At 66.9% G+C, this 19,011-nt stretch carries 20 protein-coding genes and 1 pseudogene; 5 read left to right on the top strand and 16 right to left on the bottom strand.

Features of this window, described 5'->3' with window-relative positions:
- From JX552_RS24515 to JX552_RS24525, 3 genes are all read right to left on the bottom strand, one after another.
- Complete coding sequence (locus tag JX552_RS24515; RefSeq protein WP_205874414.1) at positions 1–795, bottom strand: MlaE family ABC transporter permease; 795 nt, start codon at positions 793–795, stop codon at positions 1–3.
- 460 nt (positions 796–1,255) lie between these two features.
- Positions 1,256–1,927: a TetR/AcrR family transcriptional regulator gene (locus tag JX552_RS24520; protein ID WP_205874415.1), complete on the bottom strand. Its 672-nt coding sequence runs from the start codon at positions 1,925–1,927 to the stop codon at positions 1,256–1,258.
- Positions 1,928–2,094: 167 nt separating this feature from the next.
- Entirely contained in the window at positions 2,095–2,412 is a 318-nt protein-coding gene (locus JX552_RS24525; protein WP_241010709.1) for a hypothetical protein, read from the bottom strand.
- A 253-nt stretch (positions 2,413–2,665) separates the two neighbouring features.
- Between JX552_RS24525 and JX552_RS24530 the strand changes: the two are divergent.
- A pseudogene (locus tag JX552_RS24530) lies at positions 2,666–3,143 on the top strand (transposase); the annotation flags it as partial.
- 89 nt (positions 3,144–3,232) lie between these two features.
- Here the strand turns inward: JX552_RS24530 and JX552_RS24535 are convergent.
- The 11 genes from JX552_RS24535 to JX552_RS24585 form a co-directional block, all read right to left on the bottom strand.
- On the bottom strand, positions 3,233–4,498 hold the full coding sequence (locus JX552_RS24535; protein WP_205874416.1) for an MFS transporter: 1,266 nt from the start codon (positions 4,496–4,498) through the stop codon (positions 3,233–3,235).
- Positions 4,499–4,505: 7 nt separating this feature from the next.
- Positions 4,506–5,690, bottom strand: a complete 1,185-nt coding sequence (locus JX552_RS24540; RefSeq protein WP_205874417.1) for a PLP-dependent cysteine synthase family protein — start codon at positions 5,688–5,690, stop codon at positions 4,506–4,508.
- Positions 5,691–5,787: 97 nt separating this feature from the next.
- The gene (gene lpqS / locus JX552_RS24545) at positions 5,788–6,255 is read right to left on the bottom strand and encodes a putative copper homeostasis (lipo)protein LpqS (protein ID WP_241010710.1); all 468 of its coding nucleotides are present in this window, start codon (positions 6,253–6,255) and stop codon (positions 5,788–5,790) included.
- A gap of 82 nt (positions 6,256–6,337) precedes the next feature.
- Positions 6,338–7,462 (bottom strand): PPE family protein, encoded by a 1,125-nt coding sequence (locus JX552_RS24550; RefSeq protein WP_205874418.1) that lies wholly within the window; start codon positions 7,460–7,462, stop codon positions 6,338–6,340.
- Between the two features lie 216 nt (positions 7,463–7,678).
- Positions 7,679–8,125: a putative copper homeostasis (lipo)protein LpqS gene (gene lpqS / locus JX552_RS24555; RefSeq protein WP_205874419.1), complete on the bottom strand. Its 447-nt coding sequence runs from the start codon at positions 8,123–8,125 to the stop codon at positions 7,679–7,681.
- Positions 8,126–8,266: 141 nt separating this feature from the next.
- Positions 8,267–9,001: a hypothetical protein gene (locus JX552_RS24560; protein ID WP_205874420.1), complete on the bottom strand. Its 735-nt coding sequence runs from the start codon at positions 8,999–9,001 to the stop codon at positions 8,267–8,269.
- Positions 8,998–9,906, bottom strand: coding sequence for a vWA domain-containing protein (locus JX552_RS24565; RefSeq protein ID WP_205874421.1), 909 nt, complete (start codon positions 9,904–9,906; stop codon positions 8,998–9,000). The genes JX552_RS24560 and JX552_RS24565 overlap by 4 nt, the downstream gene beginning before the upstream one ends.
- Positions 9,903–10,862, bottom strand: coding sequence for a hypothetical protein (locus JX552_RS24570; protein ID WP_241010711.1), 960 nt, complete (start codon positions 10,860–10,862; stop codon positions 9,903–9,905). Before JX552_RS24570 ends, JX552_RS24565 begins: the two co-directional genes overlap by 4 nt.
- Positions 10,859–11,332 (bottom strand): hypothetical protein, encoded by a 474-nt coding sequence (locus tag JX552_RS24575; protein WP_205874423.1) that lies wholly within the window; start codon positions 11,330–11,332, stop codon positions 10,859–10,861. The genes JX552_RS24570 and JX552_RS24575 overlap by 4 nt, the downstream gene beginning before the upstream one ends.
- Positions 11,322–12,188 carry a DUF58 domain-containing protein gene (locus JX552_RS24580; RefSeq protein ID WP_205874424.1) on the bottom strand — a complete coding sequence of 289 codons (867 nt, stop codon included), beginning with the start codon at positions 12,186–12,188 and terminating at the stop codon, positions 11,322–11,324. Before JX552_RS24580 ends, JX552_RS24575 begins: the two co-directional genes overlap by 11 nt.
- A 7-nt stretch (positions 12,189–12,195) precedes the next feature.
- Positions 12,196–13,197 (bottom strand): AAA family ATPase, encoded by a 1,002-nt coding sequence (locus JX552_RS24585; protein WP_205874425.1) that lies wholly within the window; start codon positions 13,195–13,197, stop codon positions 12,196–12,198.
- Between the two features lie 90 nt (positions 13,198–13,287).
- Here JX552_RS24585 and JX552_RS24590 point away from each other — a divergent pair, with 90 nt between their 5' ends.
- On the top strand, positions 13,288–14,565 hold the full coding sequence (locus JX552_RS24590) for a PQQ-dependent sugar dehydrogenase (RefSeq protein ID WP_205874426.1): 1,278 nt from the start codon (positions 13,288–13,290) through the stop codon (positions 14,563–14,565).
- Between the two features lie 23 nt (positions 14,566–14,588).
- Here JX552_RS24590 and JX552_RS24595 read toward each other — a convergent pair whose 3' ends face one another.
- On the bottom strand, positions 14,589–15,155 hold the full coding sequence (locus tag JX552_RS24595) for a dihydrofolate reductase family protein (RefSeq protein ID WP_205874427.1): 567 nt from the start codon (positions 15,153–15,155) through the stop codon (positions 14,589–14,591).
- Positions 15,156–15,284: 129 nt separating this feature from the next.
- Here JX552_RS24595 and JX552_RS24600 point away from each other — a divergent pair, with 129 nt between their 5' ends.
- The 3 genes from JX552_RS24600 to JX552_RS24610 all read left to right on the top strand — a co-directional run bounded on the left by JX552_RS24600 (position 15,285) and on the right by JX552_RS24610 (position 18,261).
- On the top strand, positions 15,285–16,544 hold the full coding sequence (locus JX552_RS24600; protein WP_205874428.1) for a TolB family protein: 1,260 nt from the start codon (positions 15,285–15,287) through the stop codon (positions 16,542–16,544).
- A gap of 342 nt (positions 16,545–16,886) precedes the next feature.
- Complete coding sequence (locus JX552_RS24605) at positions 16,887–17,288, top strand: hypothetical protein (protein ID WP_205874429.1); 402 nt, start codon at positions 16,887–16,889, stop codon at positions 17,286–17,288.
- A gap of 277 nt (positions 17,289–17,565) precedes the next feature.
- On the top strand, positions 17,566–18,261 hold the full coding sequence (locus JX552_RS24610) for a hypothetical protein (RefSeq protein ID WP_205874430.1): 696 nt from the start codon (positions 17,566–17,568) through the stop codon (positions 18,259–18,261).
- Between the two features lie 337 nt (positions 18,262–18,598).
- Here the strand turns inward: JX552_RS24610 and JX552_RS24615 are convergent, their stop codons facing one another.
- The gene (locus JX552_RS24615) at positions 18,599–18,793 is read right to left on the bottom strand and encodes a hypothetical protein (protein ID WP_205874431.1); all 195 of its coding nucleotides are present in this window, start codon (positions 18,791–18,793) and stop codon (positions 18,599–18,601) included.
- Between the last annotated feature and the right edge of the window lie 218 nt (positions 18,794–19,011).

The following is a 19,011-nucleotide window of genomic DNA, read 5'->3' on the forward strand; positions in this document are numbered from 1 at the left end:
TCAGCGTCCCGTTCCAAACCTGACGCCGATGGTGGTCAGGGCCGCGTTGACCGCGAACAGCGCGATGAAACACAGCACCACGGTCTCGTTGACGGCAGTGCCCAGACCCTTGGACCCGCCTCGGACGATCAAGCCGCGATAACACCCGACGAGGCCGGCGATCAGCCCGAAGGTGGCCGCCTTGATGTTGGCGATCACCACTTCGGGCAGGCCCGTGAGGGCGGTCAGAGTGGAGAGATAAGCACCGCTCGAAACGTTCTGCAGGTACACGCTGAACAGGTAGCCACCGCCCAGTCCGACGGCGATCACCAGCCCGTTGAGCAGGACGGCGACGATTGTCGAGGCGACGACCCGGGGCAGCACCAGCCGGTGGATCGGGTCGATGCCGAGCACCTCGAGCGCATCGATCTCCTCCCGGATGGTGCGGGCGCCGAGGTCGGCACAGATCGCCGTGCCCCCGGCGCCTGCCACGACCAGCACCGTCACGATCGGCCCGAGCTGGGTGACCGCGCCGATCCCGGCACCGGCGCCGGAGACGTCGGCCGCGCCGAACTCGGCCAGCAGGACGTTAAGCGTGAAAATGAGCAGCACGGTTTCGGGGATGGACACGGCGATGGTCGGCAGCAGCGACACCCGCATCAAAAACCAGCCGATCCAGATGAATTCGCGCCACTCGAAAGGCCGTTTCAGAGCTTTGGCGGTCAGCACGCACATCCGGAAGAAGCCACCGGCCACCTCGGTGCCGGGACGGATCTTGTTGCCCACCCGGCCAGCCACGGTGTGTGAGGCGGTCATCGGCACGAGCCCCCGACGTAGCCGGGCCGGTTGATCCGCTGAACCGTGTTGAATTTCAATGTGTTTCGGGTCGCCAGGTTGTGATGCGGATGCGCTCCGTCTTGCCGCGGCACCACGTGCTCCGGCTGACCGGCAGTCCCGGTCCCCACCCTTCGGCTCCATGCCGCCCACGATTGCGCCACGCGGCAACTATGGCATTAGACCGTACGTGCAGTCAACAGATCCGCACGGCGCCGTCGCGCAGGCCGATAACGGCGCCTCCGACCGGGACCGGGTTTCGCCGCCAGAAACACGACTGATCAGGTAATTCATCCCGACAGTGCCGCCAGCCGTTGGGGCTAGAAGCGGGACGGAGTGCGCGCGTTCCCGGCTATACGACTATACGTGCGGTCAATAACGGGACGCGTTGCAGCGCACGCTCAAATCCTCAGTCCACACTGGGGATTCGTTCGTCAACCGGCTAGTTCGGTGCGCCCGTGACCGCGCTGAGACACTCGCGCACCACCCCAACAACGTCGGCCGACGGACTGGCCCACTTGCTCAGTCCCAGCCGGTCCAGCAACAGTCCGCCGAGGAAAACATCTACGAACGCGGCGCCCACCCGTTCGGGGGTCCGGGAGTCATTGGGGTCGAACCACACCCACATCCACTCAAGCGATCCCCACAACTGCAACGCCGCGAGATCGACGTCCACACTTCGGAATACGCCACACTCCACGCCATTGCGGAGCTCGTCGATGGTGAGCGCCTGCAGCTGATGGCGCAACTTGCGCACCTGCTGCATCGCCGGGTCGTCCGCCAGCTGCACCACCTCGCGCTGGCTCGCCACCGTCGCGTCCCGGGCCAGCACCTGCAGCAACGCGGAGGTGAAAATGATTGCGGCGATGCGCTCGTGCGGGGCGGCCACGCGATCCCAGACCATCCGCAACACATCGAGCTGACTGGCCAGATGGGCTTCGGTCAGCTCCCGGAGCATCTGCGCCTTAGTCCCGAAGTGGTGAACTATGGTGCCCTTGGACATTCCCAACTCATCGGCGATATCGCCGATATTCGTTCTCTCATAGCCACGTTCGGCTACATAGCGGACGAACGCGTCGAGAATCTCACTACGTCGGCCGGGCGATCTGGGCATGTAACACCTTCGGCGTAGACTAACCGTACGAACGGTCTATCATAACCATCGCCGCGAGAACATCCCCTAACGACATCCGCCGCACAGTCGCCGGATACGTCAGCGGATGCGCGACCATGGATCGGCCGCGAAGAGCTACCCGAGAGCCGCCGGTCGGAACTCTCAGATCACAGAGCTTGCAACGGCCTACTGCGGTTGGCAGTGTCCGGCGCCGTGACGACGTACATGTTCGCCCCCGGAGCTGATTTGATCTCACCGGCGGTGTACATGGTGAGAAGTTCTCGACCGTCGCTGTCGGCGACGCACACATAGGTATCGGTCTCAGGGTCATAGTCGAAGCTGTCCCAGGCCAGTATGAATGCCAAGCAGTTGCCGTCGCGGTCCGCGACGACGAGCTTGTGCGCGCCGGACTTCTTGAGTAGCTCCGCATCCTGCGTGCGCCGCTGAGAGACCCCGTTCGTATGCATCGGTACGCGGTTCAACATCTGTGCACTCCCTTAGCGAGGTTGTCCCCGTCGGGTCCGGGCGCTCCTAAAAATCCCGACCTGGCGGTATGTCGGACATTACCTCCGAATACCCGGCCCTACCAGGGCATTAAGGCCCCTGTCAAGAGGCCGTTGGTTGCCATATCACCACGGGGCTGACCGATTGCGCACTTGCGCCTGACCCGGCCGGGATTGCGGTTGCTCGCGCCAGGCGTCGCCTTTGCGGTGGCAGAGAAGTGGGTAACCAGTCCAGATCACTCAACACCGCACTCGCGAAGGTTGGCTGTATTGCCGCGCGGTTCTCGATGCACTCAGCCGCCGGATCGTGGGCTGGTCGATAAATCACGTGCGGACTCCACGTTAGTAGTCAACGCATTGGACATGGCCATCCGCAACCGTCGCCCGGCCACCGGGGGAATAGTGCATGCCGATCACGGAACCCAGTTCACCTCTTGGGTTTTCGGCGAGAAGATCCGCGCGGCTGGACTAGTGCCGTCTTTCGGCTCGATCGGTGACGGACTGGACAATGCCATGATGGAAAGCTTCTGGTCATGCAGATCGAGCTGCTCAACCGCCAGAACTGGAAGACCCGCGTCGAGCTGGCCAACGCGATCTTCGACTACCTCGAAATCTTCCACAACCGCCGACGCCGCCACTCCGCGCTGGACTACCGCACCCCGGTCGAATACGAACTATCCTTCACCAACAACACCCTCACCGCCGTCAGTTAGTCACGGAAGATGGAACCCAACGGATGGGTCAGGTCAAAACTGTCACCTATTCGTGCAGCAGACCCAATCACCGCGCACAGGTCGACGCGTCACTGCGTTGCCGGCTCGTCTTCGGCGCTCACCGCCACGTCCTGCGGCCGAAGGTGGTGGGTTGAGTCCAGGCGGCGCAGACCCAGTGCGGCGAGGATGCCCACGAGTGTCAGTCCCGCCCAGACGAGCTCGACCATGCCTGCTTGCCGCGCCGCGCCCATGATGGCGCCGGTAGCCAGGTTTCCCAGCAGAATCCCGACGCCGATGACGGTGTTGTAGAAGCCGTAATGCGTGGCCGGCAAGCGACCTCCGGCCAGTCTCATTACCGTGTCCATTTCGAAGGGGAAGACGGCGGCAGAGCCGATGGCCAGCATGATCGCCGACCCCAGGAGGGCGGCGACGGACGCAGTCGTCCCGAACCGGTCGGATAACAACGTCAGGGGCACGAATGCCGCTGCCAGGACGGTCAACCCGACCGACAGGCTACGCCCGGGTCCCCACTGCACCCCGAACCAACTCGTGATGCGCATTTGTCCGGCGACGGCCACAAGAGCGGAAAGAACGAAAATAGTCGCCACCAATGCGGATTGATGGCGCGGTGACAGGATCGCCGCCTGCATCGGCAACGCGAGATAAACCTGGAAAGACAACACGTAAGAGCCGATCATCGCCGCCGCGAACAGCAGGAAGGACCGATTGGCGACCACCGATCGCCAGTCGTCGAGAACGGTCCCTTCTGCCGGTGCGGGATCGGCGCGGTGCGGAGGCAGGGCGCACAGTTGCGCTGCGGTGAGTACCGCGAACACCGCCGCGGCGGCGGCGGCCGTGACCCGAAAGTCGATGGCGAGCAACATGATTCCAACCAACGGGCCGAGCAGGATACCCGCCTGGTAGAAGACGTTGAACACTGCAAACGCCTCGACTCGGCGTTCGCTTGCCTCGGCGGCCAGATAGGCACGCACCGCCGGATTGAACAGTGCGCCGGCGAAACCGGTGGCCGCAGACGCCACGAGTACCACGGGAAGAGAGTGGGCCACCACCAGCAACGCGAAACCGCCGGTACGCAGCAGACAACCGACCACGATCAGCGGCTTGTAGCCAAGGCGGTCGGCGAGGGTTCCCCCGACGATGAACATGCCCTGCTGCGAAAAGTTCCGGACTCCCAAGACCAAGCCGACCGCCCACGCCGCCATCCCGAGAGGTCCGGCGAGATAATCGGCCAGATACGGCATCAACATGTAGAAGCCGACGTTGATCCCGAATTGGTTGATCATCAGCATCCGACTGGGCCAGTCGAAGCTGCGGAACTGCGCGATGAAGTCCATTACCGCATCACCGAGTGGGATCGATCACCGTGGAGCACCGCGTCCACGACTGCACCACCCGTTCGGAAGGTCGCGCAATGACGGCCGGTTCGGTCGGCGGCGCCACGTCGAGCAGATCGTGCTGGCGGCAGTAGTCGTCGTTGTAGATGGTGTCGAAGTAACGCAAGGGCCCGTCGGGGAAGATCGCGGCGACGCACGTTCCGGCCGGGTGAGTGCGGGCAGCCCAGCCAGCGACCAGCGCTACCGCGCCGACACTCCAGCCGCCACTGGAGTAGTGCGTGCTCGCCAGCGCGCGACAGGCCCACACCGCCTCTGCCGGAGCCACCCAGTGCACTTCCGCGAAAGCGGTGTAGTCGACGTTGCGCGGATAGATGCTCGAGCCCAGCCCACGCATCAACCGCTTTGCGGCCGCCGGTTGGCCGAAAATCGTCGAGCCGACGGAGTCCACCCCAATCAACTTGAGGTCGGGGTTGAATCGGCGCAACGCCCGCGCGACACCCGCCGAATGACCACCGGTTCCCACCGAGCACACCAGGACGTCGACCTTGCCCAACTGGTCGACGAGTTCGTCGGCAAGGGGCCGGTACGCATCGACGTTGTCGGGGTTGTTGTATTGATCGGGGTTCCAGGTCCGCGGATCTGAAGCCATCAGTTCGGCCACCCGGTCCTTGCGGGCCTGTTGCCATCCCCCCGACGGATGTGGCTTGGTGACCACATCGACTTCCGCCCCGTATGCCGCAAGCATGCGCTGCACGATCGGCTCCATGCCGGGGTCGGTGACCAGGGTGACCGGGTGGCCGTACACCTGCCCAGCCAAAGCCAGACCCAAACCCAATGTCCCACTTGTCGATTCAACAATACGACCGCCCGGCCGCAGGTCCCCGCGCGCCCGGGCGCGTTCGACCATGTGCAGGGCGGGACGGTCCTTGATCCCACCGGGATTATTGCCCTCCAGCTTGGCCCAGAAGCCGCGGCCGTCGGCACCGAACGGGGCCCCGACCCGCACGACCTGGGTGTCGCCAACCAAGGCTCGGGCCTGGCGGTTAGCGGTGGCGGTCGGAGCGCACCTGCCGGAGTTCACCCGGGACGCAGTCCGCTGCGCCACGCTTGAGCGCCAGAAGTGGCGGCGCTCGGCAGAGTCACGGGACAGTTCGAAACGTTCGCAGTTTTCCAGGGACAGAAGATTGTTCATGATCGTCGCTTTCGTCGGTGGTCACCTGGGGTGACCCTGATATCGGTCAGCTGTCATCGGGTCGTGTGTCCATGCACGACGACCAGACGCTGAACGATCAGCGACGAGATACGCAGAAACGCGTCGAAATGTCTTGCCCAACAGGCGCAGAAGCGAATGTGCTCGGCGGCCCCCGGCCCGCTGGCGGGACCAGACTGGCCGGCATGGTGGTGATCGCGACAACCGCGGCCGCGACGCCGAGCGGAACCAAGGTGGTCGATGAACGTGGTAGGACCGCAGTCGCGAGTTCGTTGTGGCAGTCCGTCGACGAGCCGTCCAACAGGTGCGCGTGGTCGATGACCATCGAGACTTCACCGCCCAGCGAAGACAGCAGTGCATGCGGCGGGTGCGGTGCGTGAGATTCGGGGTGCAGCATCGCGGAGTGCCCGACGAGGAGGACCAGTAGCGCCACCAGGACCGCGGCGGCCGGCGAACGCCAGCGCGGCTGCTCGCCGAAGGCCCTGCCGGTCCGCGTCGGGGTTGGCACGGGCACCATCACCTCGCCGGCCGCCCGTAAGTCCCACATACCCCCATAGGGTACCCCCGGGATGGCGCGGCGACAACCACGCGTCGGTTGCGGTTGGTTCGCACGATGCGGTTTCATCCCGTTATCCGATGGCCGGCCAGCGCGGCACCATCGCGGGTCGTTCGAGAAATCTCGGGTCAGGCACCATGCCGGCTACACCGCGTCCGGTCGGACCCGCCAACGGCAGCCCGCCGAGCATGCTTGCTGGCCCATCGGTGGCCGCCACCGCAGCGCCGGGACTGGTGCCCGCCAACGCCGCCGCTGCCCTGTCCGGAATGGCGGTCGTCCACGGCTGCGGCACCGACAACGCACCGACCAGGCCCGCCCGGCCGACACCGGCCGCCACCGCCGCTCTGCTACCTGCCATACCCGCTCCGAGCGGGCCCGAACTCATCCCGCCGGCGACCGCCGGTGCCAGTGCGGCGGTGGCGGCGGGGAGCAGACCTTTGAGCTTTTCGGCAGTCGACAGACCGGCACTGGCTATCCACGCGCTCGAGCTTGTCACCGACAGCAGCGGAGTCACCGAACTCAGCGCCGACCCGGACAGCACCGGCGAGGCGAGTTGCTCTAACGCCGTCGGCAGCGCCGACGTCAGCTGACCGAGAACCGCCTGAACGTCCGACCCGGCTGCATCTCCGGCCGTTTGTGCCACCACGGCGCCCTGCTGGGCCAACCCCGACAGATCGACGGTCTGGTGCGGTGAGGTGAACGGCGTCAGCCTTGATGCCGCCGCCGAAGATCCGGCGTAGCCGTACATCGCTGCGGCATCCTGGGCCCACATCTCGGCGTACTGGGCCTCGGCGGCCGCGATGGCCGCGGAGTTCTGCCCAAAGATGTTGGTGGCGACGAGTGCCATCAACAAGCTGCGGTTGGCGGCAATGACCGGCGGCGGCACCGTTGCCGCAAACGCCGCCGCGTAGCACCCCGCGGCGGCCCGGGCCTGATCGGCGGCCTCCTCGGCGTGGGCGGCCGCGGTGGTCATCCATGCCACATACGGGGCAACCGCCGCAGCCATCGACGTCGACGCCGGACCGTGCCATGACAAGGCGCCTAATCGAGCGATGACGGCCGCGTAAGAGGTTGCCGCTGAACTCAACTCAGCCGCCAAATGTTCCCAACCTGTCGCGGCGGTCAGCAACGGCGCCGAGCCGGGGCCGCAATACATTCGAGCGGAGTTGATCTCCGGTGGGAGTATCCCGAAGTCCATCAAAGTTCCTTGACGGGCGACCGTGGCTGCGGGGGCCCGACGTGCGCGGCAGAGTGGCCATAGAGCTTGCAGCTCAACGGGTTCACTGCGCCGGCAGACACCGTGCCAACCATGTGGTCGTCGCTTCTTGGGCCGCGACGTGGGGCGCGCGGACGTTGACGTGGGCCCAGGTTCACCGGCCGTCGCGGCATGGCGCCGCGGCCGGAGGATGACCGATCAGCGTCGAGCGAGACAGAACAGGGTCAGCAGGGCTCGGCCGGATCCGTGTGCCGCCAGGGCACCAGGCGGCCCGCGTCCGGCCGGTGCCAACAGCTTCGCCTGCCGATTCCTGACGAATAATCCCGCCAGAACGCCACCAAGCAGCAGCAAGGGGGTGGAGGGCGACCGGGGAAGCGCGGCGGTCGCTAAGAGCTTGGACGCCTTGCATATTGACTTGCCACCGAGGAGCAGCGGCTGATGGGCGGGGCCCGCGGCCTTGGTCCCCACTGACGACAGCAGCGGCGCCGCGGAGTGAGGCGGCTGAGCCCCGGAGCGCAACGGGACGCAGTGCCCGATCACCGCCAGCAGCGCCACGGCGGCCGCCACTACGGCGAAGAACAGCAACCGGGCAGGCTGATAGGCCCCGATACGTCGGACATCCGACCATTCTCGGACAGGGCCCATACCCCCAGAGGGTACAGCATCCCGCGGCCGTTCCCAATGGTGGCATGGAGCCTGCGTCGAGGGCGGCAGCTACTCGCGCAAACTCGCCTCCGGCGCAGGATCAACACGGCCGCGGACTACCTTCGCGGCGCCGGACGCTGACTACCCCGGCGGCGCCGCGCCGGCCGCGTCCTGCAGCACCTGTTGCAACTTGGTCAGCGGATCGCCTTCGGTCGGGTCGAGCCGGCGCGGCGGGATCTCCCGGCCGTCGGGTGATACGGCGACCGGCAGCGGGAGCGCTACCGGGGGCGGCGGAGGTGGTGGCGGCGCGGCCGGCGGGGCCGCCGGCGGGCCGGAGTTCAACGCATTCCGCTTGTCCGCCAACCGTTTTTCGGCGTCGCGGCGGATCGCCTGCCGCTGCGTGTCCGGATCGGTGTTGTCGGCGAAACAGACCCGCGGCGCGTCTGCGATGACGGTCAGCGCGCTGCCATAACGTTCGTCGGCGCGTGACCGGTCGCCGGCTGCCGCGGCACCGTCACCCTGGGTTTCGCGGACCAGTTCGAGATTGACCCGCACCGGGCACGAGTCTGCGGCGTCGGTGCGGGCCAGCGCGGCGACGAAATCCCTGTCGGCGTCCTCGAGCCGGCCGTCGAGTACGGCGGCGGCGCCCGCGGCGAACGGCGCCTTCGCCGGCTCCACCACATTGGCCACGCCGAGCACCGCCGCATCGTCGCGCACGGCGCCACCATCACCGCGCTCGAAAGCGGACACCGCCGAATCTCCGGCCAGGACAACCGATATCAGCTTCACCATGACCAGCACCAAGAGAAGGACCAACGGCGCCGAGTAGGTCAGCAGCCGGCGTCGCAGCCGCAATCGTTCGGGGCGCCGCGTCATGCCGCGTCCCGCCGGGTGAGACGGGCGCGCCGGAACTCGCGCACCGACAGGTAGATCTCGCTCAGCAGCAGAGCCGCGGCGAGACTCGCAGGCAGCCAGTACAACTCGAGCAGCGCGCCGGCCTCCTCGCGGGTGCCGGCGGCGCTCGGCCGGTCGGGCAGCTCCGGCGCAAAGGGCTGACCGGGTTCCCGGTGCTCATACGGCACGACGAGCTGGCCTGCCAGCTTCCGTAATTCGGCTTCGTCGATGGCGTCGGCGCTGCCGTACCCCAACACCGCTCCGCCGTCGACCGATCCGCTGTTGAAGTCGCCCTGCGGGGCACTCGATCCGGGAGCACCGGACCCGAAGTACAGCACAACATTTCGGGTACCGGGATACAGCTGGGCCGCTTGAATGAGCTGATAGCGCAGCACATTGCTCGCTGCCGCAGCGTCGACGTCTCGTTCCGCATTCGGGCCCCCGCGGTAGGAATCCAGAGCGGCGATGGTGGGACGCAGACTCCAGACGTCTTCGGACAGCGGCCAGTCCAGCGTGGCCCGCGCGGCGAAGTCGATGAGGGCGTACCGCGCCGCCGGATACTTTTTGATCAATGTCGCGATGTCCTCGCGCATGCCCGCAACCACAGCCGAGTCCACCGACCGATCGACTACCAGGAAGACGTTGAGGTTCGTACCGGCGGCCGGGGTCGTTCCCCCGCGTGTCTTGTCGTCGCGCAGCGCGGGTCGGGTCGAGGCGGTGATCACCAACAACACCGCCAGCGTCACACCACTCCAACGCAGCACCGTGCGCCCGCGCCGCGCACCCGCCGATAACAGCACCTGACGCAGCGCCACCAGGCGCGCCAAGACCAGCGCACCGGCGACGACGGCGAGTATCGGCCAGGGCAGCACCGGTTGGAACGTCATCGGCGCAACCCCATCAGCGCCACCGAGAGCACCGTCGCCGCGAACAGCGCGATGGCCAGTGGCACCACCGGTGCGTCGGTGGCGTCCGCCTTCGCGATCGCGCCGTTGCGCGCCGACCCGTGGTGCGCCCGGATACCGTCGAGGGCGTCCGGGACCGATCCCGGGGCGAGGTACCGACCACCGGTCTGCTCGGTCAGGGCAAGCAAGGAACCGCTCTTCGGCGACGGGGCAGTGTCGATGACATTGAACTGGACCCCGGCCCGCTCGGCCAACTCCCGCACCGCGCTGCCGGTGAACAACGCTGCCCGCTGCTCACCGGCAACGCGCAGGTCGGACGGTCCCAGATAGACCACCGAGCGTCGATGCGTGCCGCGTTGCTCGAAGTTGGGAAAACCCGCGATACACAGTGCCAGAACATCTTCCACGCTGGTTGCGTAGTCCGTGTACGGCACCGCCGGGGCAAACGACGCCGACTGCAGCCTGGGTGCGCGGGCGTACTCGCCGAAGCGCGACACCGCGTACTGATGGTCGCGGGTCAGCGGTACCAACCGGCGGTTGATCGACGTCAGGCCGATGCGTTGGCTCTGCGGCGCCGAGCCCGTCTGTTGCGCAAAGTAGTCGAGCAGTTCGACCGTCGCACGATCCGCCAACGGCTGTCCCACGCACAGCATGATGTCCTCGGCGGGAGTGGCGGCGAATTCCTCGTCGGCCGCGGTCGGCCGTGCGGCCGTCCAGGTGGCAGCGCCGAACATGACGGTCAGCACCACCAGGGTCACGATCGTCGAGAGTGAGCGCAGCCGAGCCACTTTGGCGTACTCGGGCAGCCGGGTCAGGCGTGCGATGTTGGCCAGCGGACGTAACCGCCGGCGGGCGGCGGTCATGGGCAGCACCGCGGCCAGCACCACGACGACGACGACGCATCCTGTTCCGATGGCCGCTACCGGCCACCACCTCACGTCCACGAGCGGATCAGTTCTTGCGCCATGGGACTCACGTCGGCGACGTCGACAGTCGTCTCGGCGTTGAACTGCGCGTCGTCCAGCAGAGTCAGCAGCGGTGCGGCCGCGTCGAGTTGGCCGTCGGCCAGGGCCCCGACGTGCAGATACTGGGCCTTGGTACCGGTCGCCTGATCCAGGAAGCTGCGCACCGTGCGACTGATCGCCGCGCAGGCCCGCGGCGTCGACAACCGCCCGGCGCGGTGTTCGTCGGCGAAGCGGGAAACGCGCCAGGCGAAGCGTTCGCGGATCACCCGGGCATGCACCCGGCGCACCACGGGGATGCGCCGCAGCTGGTGTGACGGCAGCGTCCACACGAAAACGCCTGCGTACCAAGCGATGACGGCCAGCGCCAGGAGCACGGCCGATACCAGCCACCAGGACGAGTAGGGCTGCGGACCGAAGACGTGGTGCAGCAGGTCATCCGGCACGACCGGCCGCCTCGGTCAGGCCGACGAGTTCGCGGCGGATGTCGTTGCTGCCGGCGATGATCGCGTGCGGGATCGCCCGACGGGTCAGGAATTTGGCGAGCCGGTCGCGGCGGGCCTGTTCGGCGCGGCGGTAGGCGGCGACGACCCGCGGACCGAGGTCGGCTCCGTTCAGGACGAAACGTCCGGTGGCGACGTCGTACCCGTCGGTGTTGTCGGGCCCTACCGCGGGCATGTCGGACACCATCGCCCACAGCAGGTCGTGGCGCCCGGTCAGCCTGGCGAGCACTCCGTGCAGTTCCTCGCTGATGTCGGGTTCGTCGGAGACCACGACGAGCAGCATGGTGTGGCGGTAATGCGTTGCGACGTAATTGAGTTGGGCGGCGATGTCGCTGGTGCCGGGCGCGGTCATGGTGTGCTGGTACCAGCGGTGCAGCAGTCCCTCAACGTGCGTTTCGCCGCGGCGCTGCGGAACGTTCACGCAGCCGCGGCTGTCGCCGAAGACCATGCCGATCTGGTCGGAGCGGCGCAATCCGATCAAACCGACCGCACCCATGACGTGTGCTGCGACGTCACGCTTGAACTCCCCGCTGGGCGCCACGGCGGACATGTTGCGGCCGGCGTCGGCGACGAGCAGGATCTTGTGGTGCTTCTCGGAGATGAACCGTTTGATGAGCACGCTGCCCGAACGGGCGGAGGCCTTCCAGTCGATGTCGCGGACGTCGTCACCGGGAACGTAAGGGCGTAGGTCGTCGAATTCCAGGCTGCGCGTATGCGACAGCGCGTAGCGACCGCCCTCGAGTAGTCCGCGGGTGTCGGTGCCGAAGTGGGCTTTGGCCCGATTGAGGTGCTTGCCCAAGGCGGACTCAGGGCACCCGGACGGCCCGCAGCGCGGCGTCGATCACGGTCTCGGGAGTGACGTTGGCGCTGGCCGCTTCGAACCCGAGGATGAGCCGGTGCCGCAGCACCCGGTGCGCGAGCTTGGCGATGTCCTCCGGCAGCACGTGCGCCCGCCCGGACAACACCGCCTGGGCTCGCGCCGCCTTGCAGAAGGCGATCGTGGCGCGCGGACTGGCACCGTACTCGACCAACCGTGCGATCTGTTTGGGCAGCGCACGGCCGGGGTGGCGGGTCACGTCGACCAGTTGGCTCGCATAGAGCATCAGTGCCCGGTCCATGTAGACATGGCGCACCACGTCCTGCAGACGCAGCACGTCCTCGAGGCTGACGACGGGCGCGGTGGGCTGCCGGGTGTCGTAGACGCCGGCGTCGATCCGCGCCATCACCTCCACCTCTTCCTCCGGAGAGGGGTAGCGCACGATCTCCTTCAGCAGGAACCGGTCGGTCTGCGCCTCGGACAGCGGGTAGGTGCCTTCCTGGTCCACCGGGTTCTGGGTGGCGATGACCAGGAACGGGTCGGCAAGCGTGTGCACCTGGCCGGCGATCGTGGTCTGGCGCTCCTCCATCGCCTCGAGCATCGCACTCTGCGTCTTGGCACTGGACCGGTTGATCTCGTCGAGCAGCACGATGTTGGCGTGCACGGGGCCCAGTTGGGTGACGAACGAGTTGGTCGCGGAGTCGTAGATCTGGGTGCCGATGATGTCGCTGGGCAGCAGGTCGGGGGTGCACTGGATGCGCTGGAAACGGCCGTGGATGGACTCGGCGAGCACCTTGGCGGCGGTGGTCTTGGCCAGGCCGGGCACGCTCTCCAGCAGCACGTGGCCGCCGGCGAGCAACCCGATCAGCAGCGATTCCCGCAGGTCACGCTGCCCGACGATCTTGGCGGCGAACGCCTCCGAAACGGCGTCGACAATCCGCCGGATTCCGTCGAGCTCGCGCTGATCCGGTTGTGTTCGTGCTGTAGTCATATGCTCGCCTTTATACCCGGGGGCCCGGCTTCCACACTCTTGCTCCCGCCGCCGGGGGTAGATCCATGTCGGGCGGGTATGCGTGGCGCCATGCGAATCTTGGCGCCTCGCGACATGCTGGCCACTGTCCTGGTCGGCGTCCTCGTGCTGGCAGGGTGTTCGACGCAGTCCCGACCCTCGTCCGACACCGGGCCCGCGCCGCCGGTGCCGGCGTCGGGGAAGCTGGTGTCCGCCCCCGTCGGCGTGCCCGCCGGCCTGGCAACGGCGCCGTTCGACCAACCGCGAAAGGCGCTGATACCCGACGGCTGGACGATATCGGTGTGGGCGCGAATCCCCAAGGCGCGGTTGGCAACCTGGACGCCCGATGGCACCCTGCTGGTGTCGGTCCCGGCCAGCGGGCAGATCGTCAGGCTGTCACAGGGCCGTCAGGCGACGCTGCTCGGCGATCTCGACCAACCGCACGGCATGGCGTTCGCGGGGTCGACGCTGTACGTCGCCGAGAGTGACCAGATCGACGCCTACGACTACGTCGACGGACGGGCGGTCAACGGCCGGACCGTCGCGGCCGGCCTTCCCGACGCTCGCAGCCCTGATCTGCAGGGCGCGTACGCGCATGCGCTCAAGAGTGTGGCCGTGGGGCCTGACGGTGCGGTCTATTTCTCGATCGGTTCGACGGCCAACATCTCGCCGCAGGACCGCACGGCGAACCCGCCCAGGGCGACGATCATGCGGATTGCGCCCGGCGGCGGCCCGGCGCAGCCGTTCGCGACGGGAGTGCGCAACGGAACCGGCCTCGCGGTCGCGCCCGACGGATCGGTGTGGACCGCGGTCAACAACCGCGACAACGCACCTGATGCGGCGGGAAAGGTCGACGTCGGCTACGTCAACGACCATCCCCCGGAGTCACTGGCGCGCCTCACTCCTGGACGCGAATTAGGTTGGCCCTATTGCAATCCCGACGGTGGGCCCGCCGATATGCCGTTCATCCGCGACATGACGACCAACAAGGACGGATCTGAGCTGGATTGCTCGGCGCTGGCTAAGGTCGAGCAGAGCATGGGCGCTCACTCGGCGCCACTGGGATTGTCGTTCACCACCGGTGCGCTGCCGCAGCCGTACGCCGACGGCGCCCTGGTCGGCATCCACGGTTCGTGGAATCGGAAGCCGCCGCGCGCACCCGAGGTGTCGTTCTTCGCCTGGCGGGATGGTGCTCTCGGCGATCAGCAGACGCTCGTCGGCGGCTTTCAGAGTGGCGACGGGTCCCGATGGGGCCGCCCGGTCGCCGCGGTGGTCGGGCCGGACGGCGCGGTGTACGTCACCGACGACGACGCGGGCGCCGTGTACCGGCTGGCGCCGCCGGGGCGGTAAACCACTGAGGTTCCTGCGCCCGTTCAGTCGTGTTTCGCCTCGTAGCGCAGCAGTACCGTGCCGCCCGGGAAGGTGCGGTTCTCCACCAGTCGCAGCGAGATCCATGCCGGCAGCGTCGGGAAGTACGGTGTGCCCCCGCCCACGGCAGTGGGCGCTATCACGACGCGATACTCGTCCACCAGTCCGGCCTGCACGATCGGTGCGGCCAGCGTCGCGCCGACCACCTCCAGCCTCCCGTCGGTTTCGGCCTTCAGCTTCGTCACCACCTCGACCGGATCGCCGCGTTCCAGGCGGGAGTTCCAGTCGACGGACTCCAGAGTGCGCGAGAACACGACCTTGGGCATGTCGCGCCAGATATGGGCGAACTCGACGATCAGCGGGGTGGCGTCCGGTGCCGTATCCGCGGTCGGCCAATACGCGGACATCAGTTCGTAGATCCGGCGTCCGTAGCACGACAGGGCGGTTTCCCGCTCGAAGTCGTTCCAGTACTGGTGCAGTTCTTCGCTCGGCTCGGACCAGTCGATGTTGCCGTGCGCGTCAGCGATGTACCCGTCCAGCGACACGTTGAAGCCATAGATGAGTTTGCCCATACAGATCAGACTGCACCGGCGGGCAAAACTCACTGCGGCGCAAGCGTTACGCGCGCTCGCTTCGGACTAGCCGTGCTATTCCCGACGAATTCGAATGCTCACAGTCAACGCGGCGTTACGGTGATGGCCATGAACATGGCTCACCGTGGTCGGTGGGCCGCACTGCTGGCCGTGCTGGTTCTGGCCGGTTGTCAGCCGGCGAGCAGGACGAACCCGACCACCACGCAAACGGACACCACAGCGACGTCTGCGACCACCACCCCCAAAATCGTGCAACCGGGCGCCTTGTTCTACACGAAGGCAGGGTCGCTGTACGTCAGCGAACCCGCCGGCGCCCCCGGCCGGAAACTGACAGACGGACCGGCAGACGCGCAACCGGCGCCGTCCCCCGACCTCGCGCACGTGGCGTTCGTCCGGAAGAAGACAGCCTCCGACTATGGCGGTGAGTTGTGGGTGCTCGACCTTTCGCCGCAACTCGCACCCCTGGCGCCACCCCGGCGACTGGTGGACCCCGCCGGCCTTCCGCACGGCAGCGGCGGCCTTCCGCCAATGGTCGCCAGGCCCCGTTGGTCGCCGACGGGACACCATGTGGCCTTCGTCGACAACCCGACTGGTGGGGCGGTAGAGGGAGGCGTCCTGCTCGTCGCGGCGGCCGACACAGGAGCAATCGCGCCCAGACCGCCGGCTGCATCCCAATCCGCCACCGCGTGGGCGCCGTTCGCCGAACCCGCCTTCGCATGGGCACCGGACGGCAGTCACATCGCCTGGTTGGACGAACGCAGCGACGTCAGGCCGACGAACGTCAACGCCCTGGCCGTCGGCGGCGCATCCACGTCTGTCGCCACCGGCCCGAACGCATCATCGGTGAGCTACGCCAGGGACGGGCGGGCGATCCTGTTCACCAACGGGGACACCTCAGATCCGTTCATGCTCCCCAAGAACCCCTTCACCCTCCGCGCTGGTGGCGTCTACTCGGTCGCAGCCTCCGTCGAAACCGGTGCGACGCCGGCCGCCCCCACTCCGTTGTTCACCGCGCAAGGTTGGTCCTACCGCGACATGACGATCCTGGACTCCGGTGCGGTGGCCTTCACGGCGCAACAGGTCGGGCGGGGTGCCCCTGCTGCGAGGGTTATTCAGGTTCTCGACAAGGGTTCCTCGCTACCGCGCACGACGGTCACCGAAGTCGCGACCAAGTCGGTTTGTACTGAAACCCCTCGGGGCGGGGGCGTTTGTCATGCCGTCCAAGGACCCGCGTGGGGTGCCGGCAATATCCTTGCCTACCTTGATAATTCGCCAGAAGTGCAGCTTATCTTCACCGACGCCGAGGGGCGTGACCCCAAGCGGGTCGACAGCGGCGTGGACAGCTTTGCCTTCCCGCCGGTTCCCTGACGATCGGCAACGCCTGCTGCCCGGTCGCGACGTGCGAGTGGCTTAAACGACCGGGGCTCAACGCAATGCCGTCCCGTCTGCCGGCAACTAGGGTCCTTCAGCCCTATCGGGAGCGCAAACCGCGTCCCTATGGTCAGCGGTTGAGGGGTTGCGGAAAGGCTGCTGCCGTTGTCCGGATCAGTATTCAGAGCCGTTGTTATCACCGCGGTGGTCGCGACCGCGATACAGCTTGCGGGTTGCACGAGTGGCAACCGTTGGGCCGCCGCACCGAAGCCGTCCGAGTCAGACAGCACACGTTCGACGTCGACAGCATCCTCCGCCGCCGGAGGTGGTCCGGCGAGCTTGCCCGCGCACTTCGAAATTCAGAACGGCGATCTGGTTTCCGACTGCCGCATCAGCACGGATTCGATCACCTGCAACGAGACTCTGAAGAACCTCAAGCCGACGCAGTCGTACACGGGCACGATGACCGGGAAGATGTCGGGCTGGACGATGACCGGGTCCGCCAGCTCCTATGCGACGTTCCCAGATCCGCAGAGTCCCGAATGCACCGGCACCACCGAAATGTCCGGGCCGATCACCGTCATCTTTCGCCCCGACGGAACCCTCAATGCGCGTTGGGGTCCCTACCAGCGGACAATGACCAACAGTTGCCTCACCTCCCAGCCGGAACCCAATTCTGGTGAAGACCCGAACCACGAACCGATATCTGAGTGGACCGCAACGTGGGCGCCGTCCCAGTAGACGCGCAGACTATGGAGCGGATCAATCAGGCTCTACCAACTGCGGTTCGCGGCCCTAGACAACAGGCCGTGGCCGGTGGGCGGCGGGTCCGGCCGCAGGATCGTGATCATCGTCGCCGCAAGGCCGTTCCGGGCGCGGTTCTGGCCGTTGCCATGGTCCTGATCGCAAGTTGCACCCATGCCGGGAATGACCAACCCACAACCACGACGACCCGACAATTCACCCACCCCAGTGGCGCCGAGCAGGTGGTGATCGAAGTCTCCCGCGGGGCGGGCTCGTGCAACCCGTCGTGCGCGTCGGCGACACGCTGCCCCGCGTGTGGATCTCGGGGAACGGCCACTACCTCCGACAGGTCGATCGGGCGACCGACATCCCGGCGCTGGTCACCTTGGAGGAACACCGAATCCCCGAATCCACCCTGCAAAACCTGCTCACCGAGACGAACAACGCGGGACTCCTCGCCGACTCACCGGACTTCGGCGCTCCGAAAATCTTCGATGCCGTCAACACCCGCATTCTCGTCGTCACCGACGGCAAGCGGCACGACGTGCTCGTCCGCGCGCTGGGGTACCCGGTCGCTGACCTCGACGCCGCCACCGTCGCCGCACGTGAGCGCGTCTGGCGCCTCATGGACCTGCTCGAGCATCCGGACAGCATCACCGGTGCGGGTGCTCCGCGCACCTACGCACCGGCGGGGGTGGCCGTATGGGTGCTCGGACCTGCAGCGGACGCTACGGCCGCACCTGCGGCAACGTGGCCGCTCGGCGACCTGGCAACGGTCGGCACGCCGACGGATTGGCCCGCTCCGTCGGCCCGGTGCCTCGTCGTGGCCGGCAACGACCTTGACGCCGTAGCCGCCGCGGCGGCGGGGGCGAGCCGGAGTGCGCCGTGGCGTTCAGAGAACAAGCTCTGGCAACTCGCGATGCGGCCACTGCTGCCGGACGAACACGCCTGCGCCGACGTCGGCAAATAGGCGGTTCGGGCGCCGTTATCGGCCGAAAGCCTGGTACGGAAACAGCGTTGTCGCCCACTATTTCGTCACGGTCAGCAAGCCAGCCGGCAGAAACGGCCCGTTCCGCGCCGCCGGCCGAACCAGGACCGCCGTCTGCCACTCAAACGCAGTGCCCCCAGTCGGACTCGAACCGACACTTGGCGGATTTTAAGTCCTGCAACACACGTCCGCCGGTGCCCGCCGGTATTTGCAATCCACCCCTGACCAGCGGCTACGTTCCGCCGGTGTTCGTCGTCGTTCGCGGGTGTGTGACTTGAGTTGTGACACCGTCGTGACACCGAGGTGTCGAAGTGAACCTTTATCGGCGTCCATCTCGGATCTGGTACACGCGAGACAGCGACAGCCCGGCCGCGACGGCCAGCTGCTCGCCCGAGATGCCCTGCTCGAATCCCTCCCGGATCAGCTGACGAAGTTCTTCGTCAGCCGTGTCGAACGCGATCCGGCGCGACTCACGCTTCCTGGCGGCGCGCCGGATGAGCCCGAGGTGGTCCACAAGCGCAAAAGTGTAGCGGGCTGAAACCGGGCTTCTGCGTCGCTTTCCAGCGCGCTACAGTTGTGATTTCCAGCGCGCTAAACAGCGCGCTACGTCAATTCGAGAAGGGAGCACGGAGTTGCATGACACTGGACGCGGGCCGCCCGACAAGCTTCTGTTGCAACGCCTTTCACATTGCCCGGTAGTCCAACTACCTCGCAAATGACTGAAGGCGGCTC

It is taken from the genome of Mycobacterium gordonae (assembly GCF_017086405.1).
Lineage (GTDB): Bacteria > Actinomycetota > Actinomycetes > Mycobacteriales > Mycobacteriaceae > Mycobacterium > Mycobacterium gordonae_D.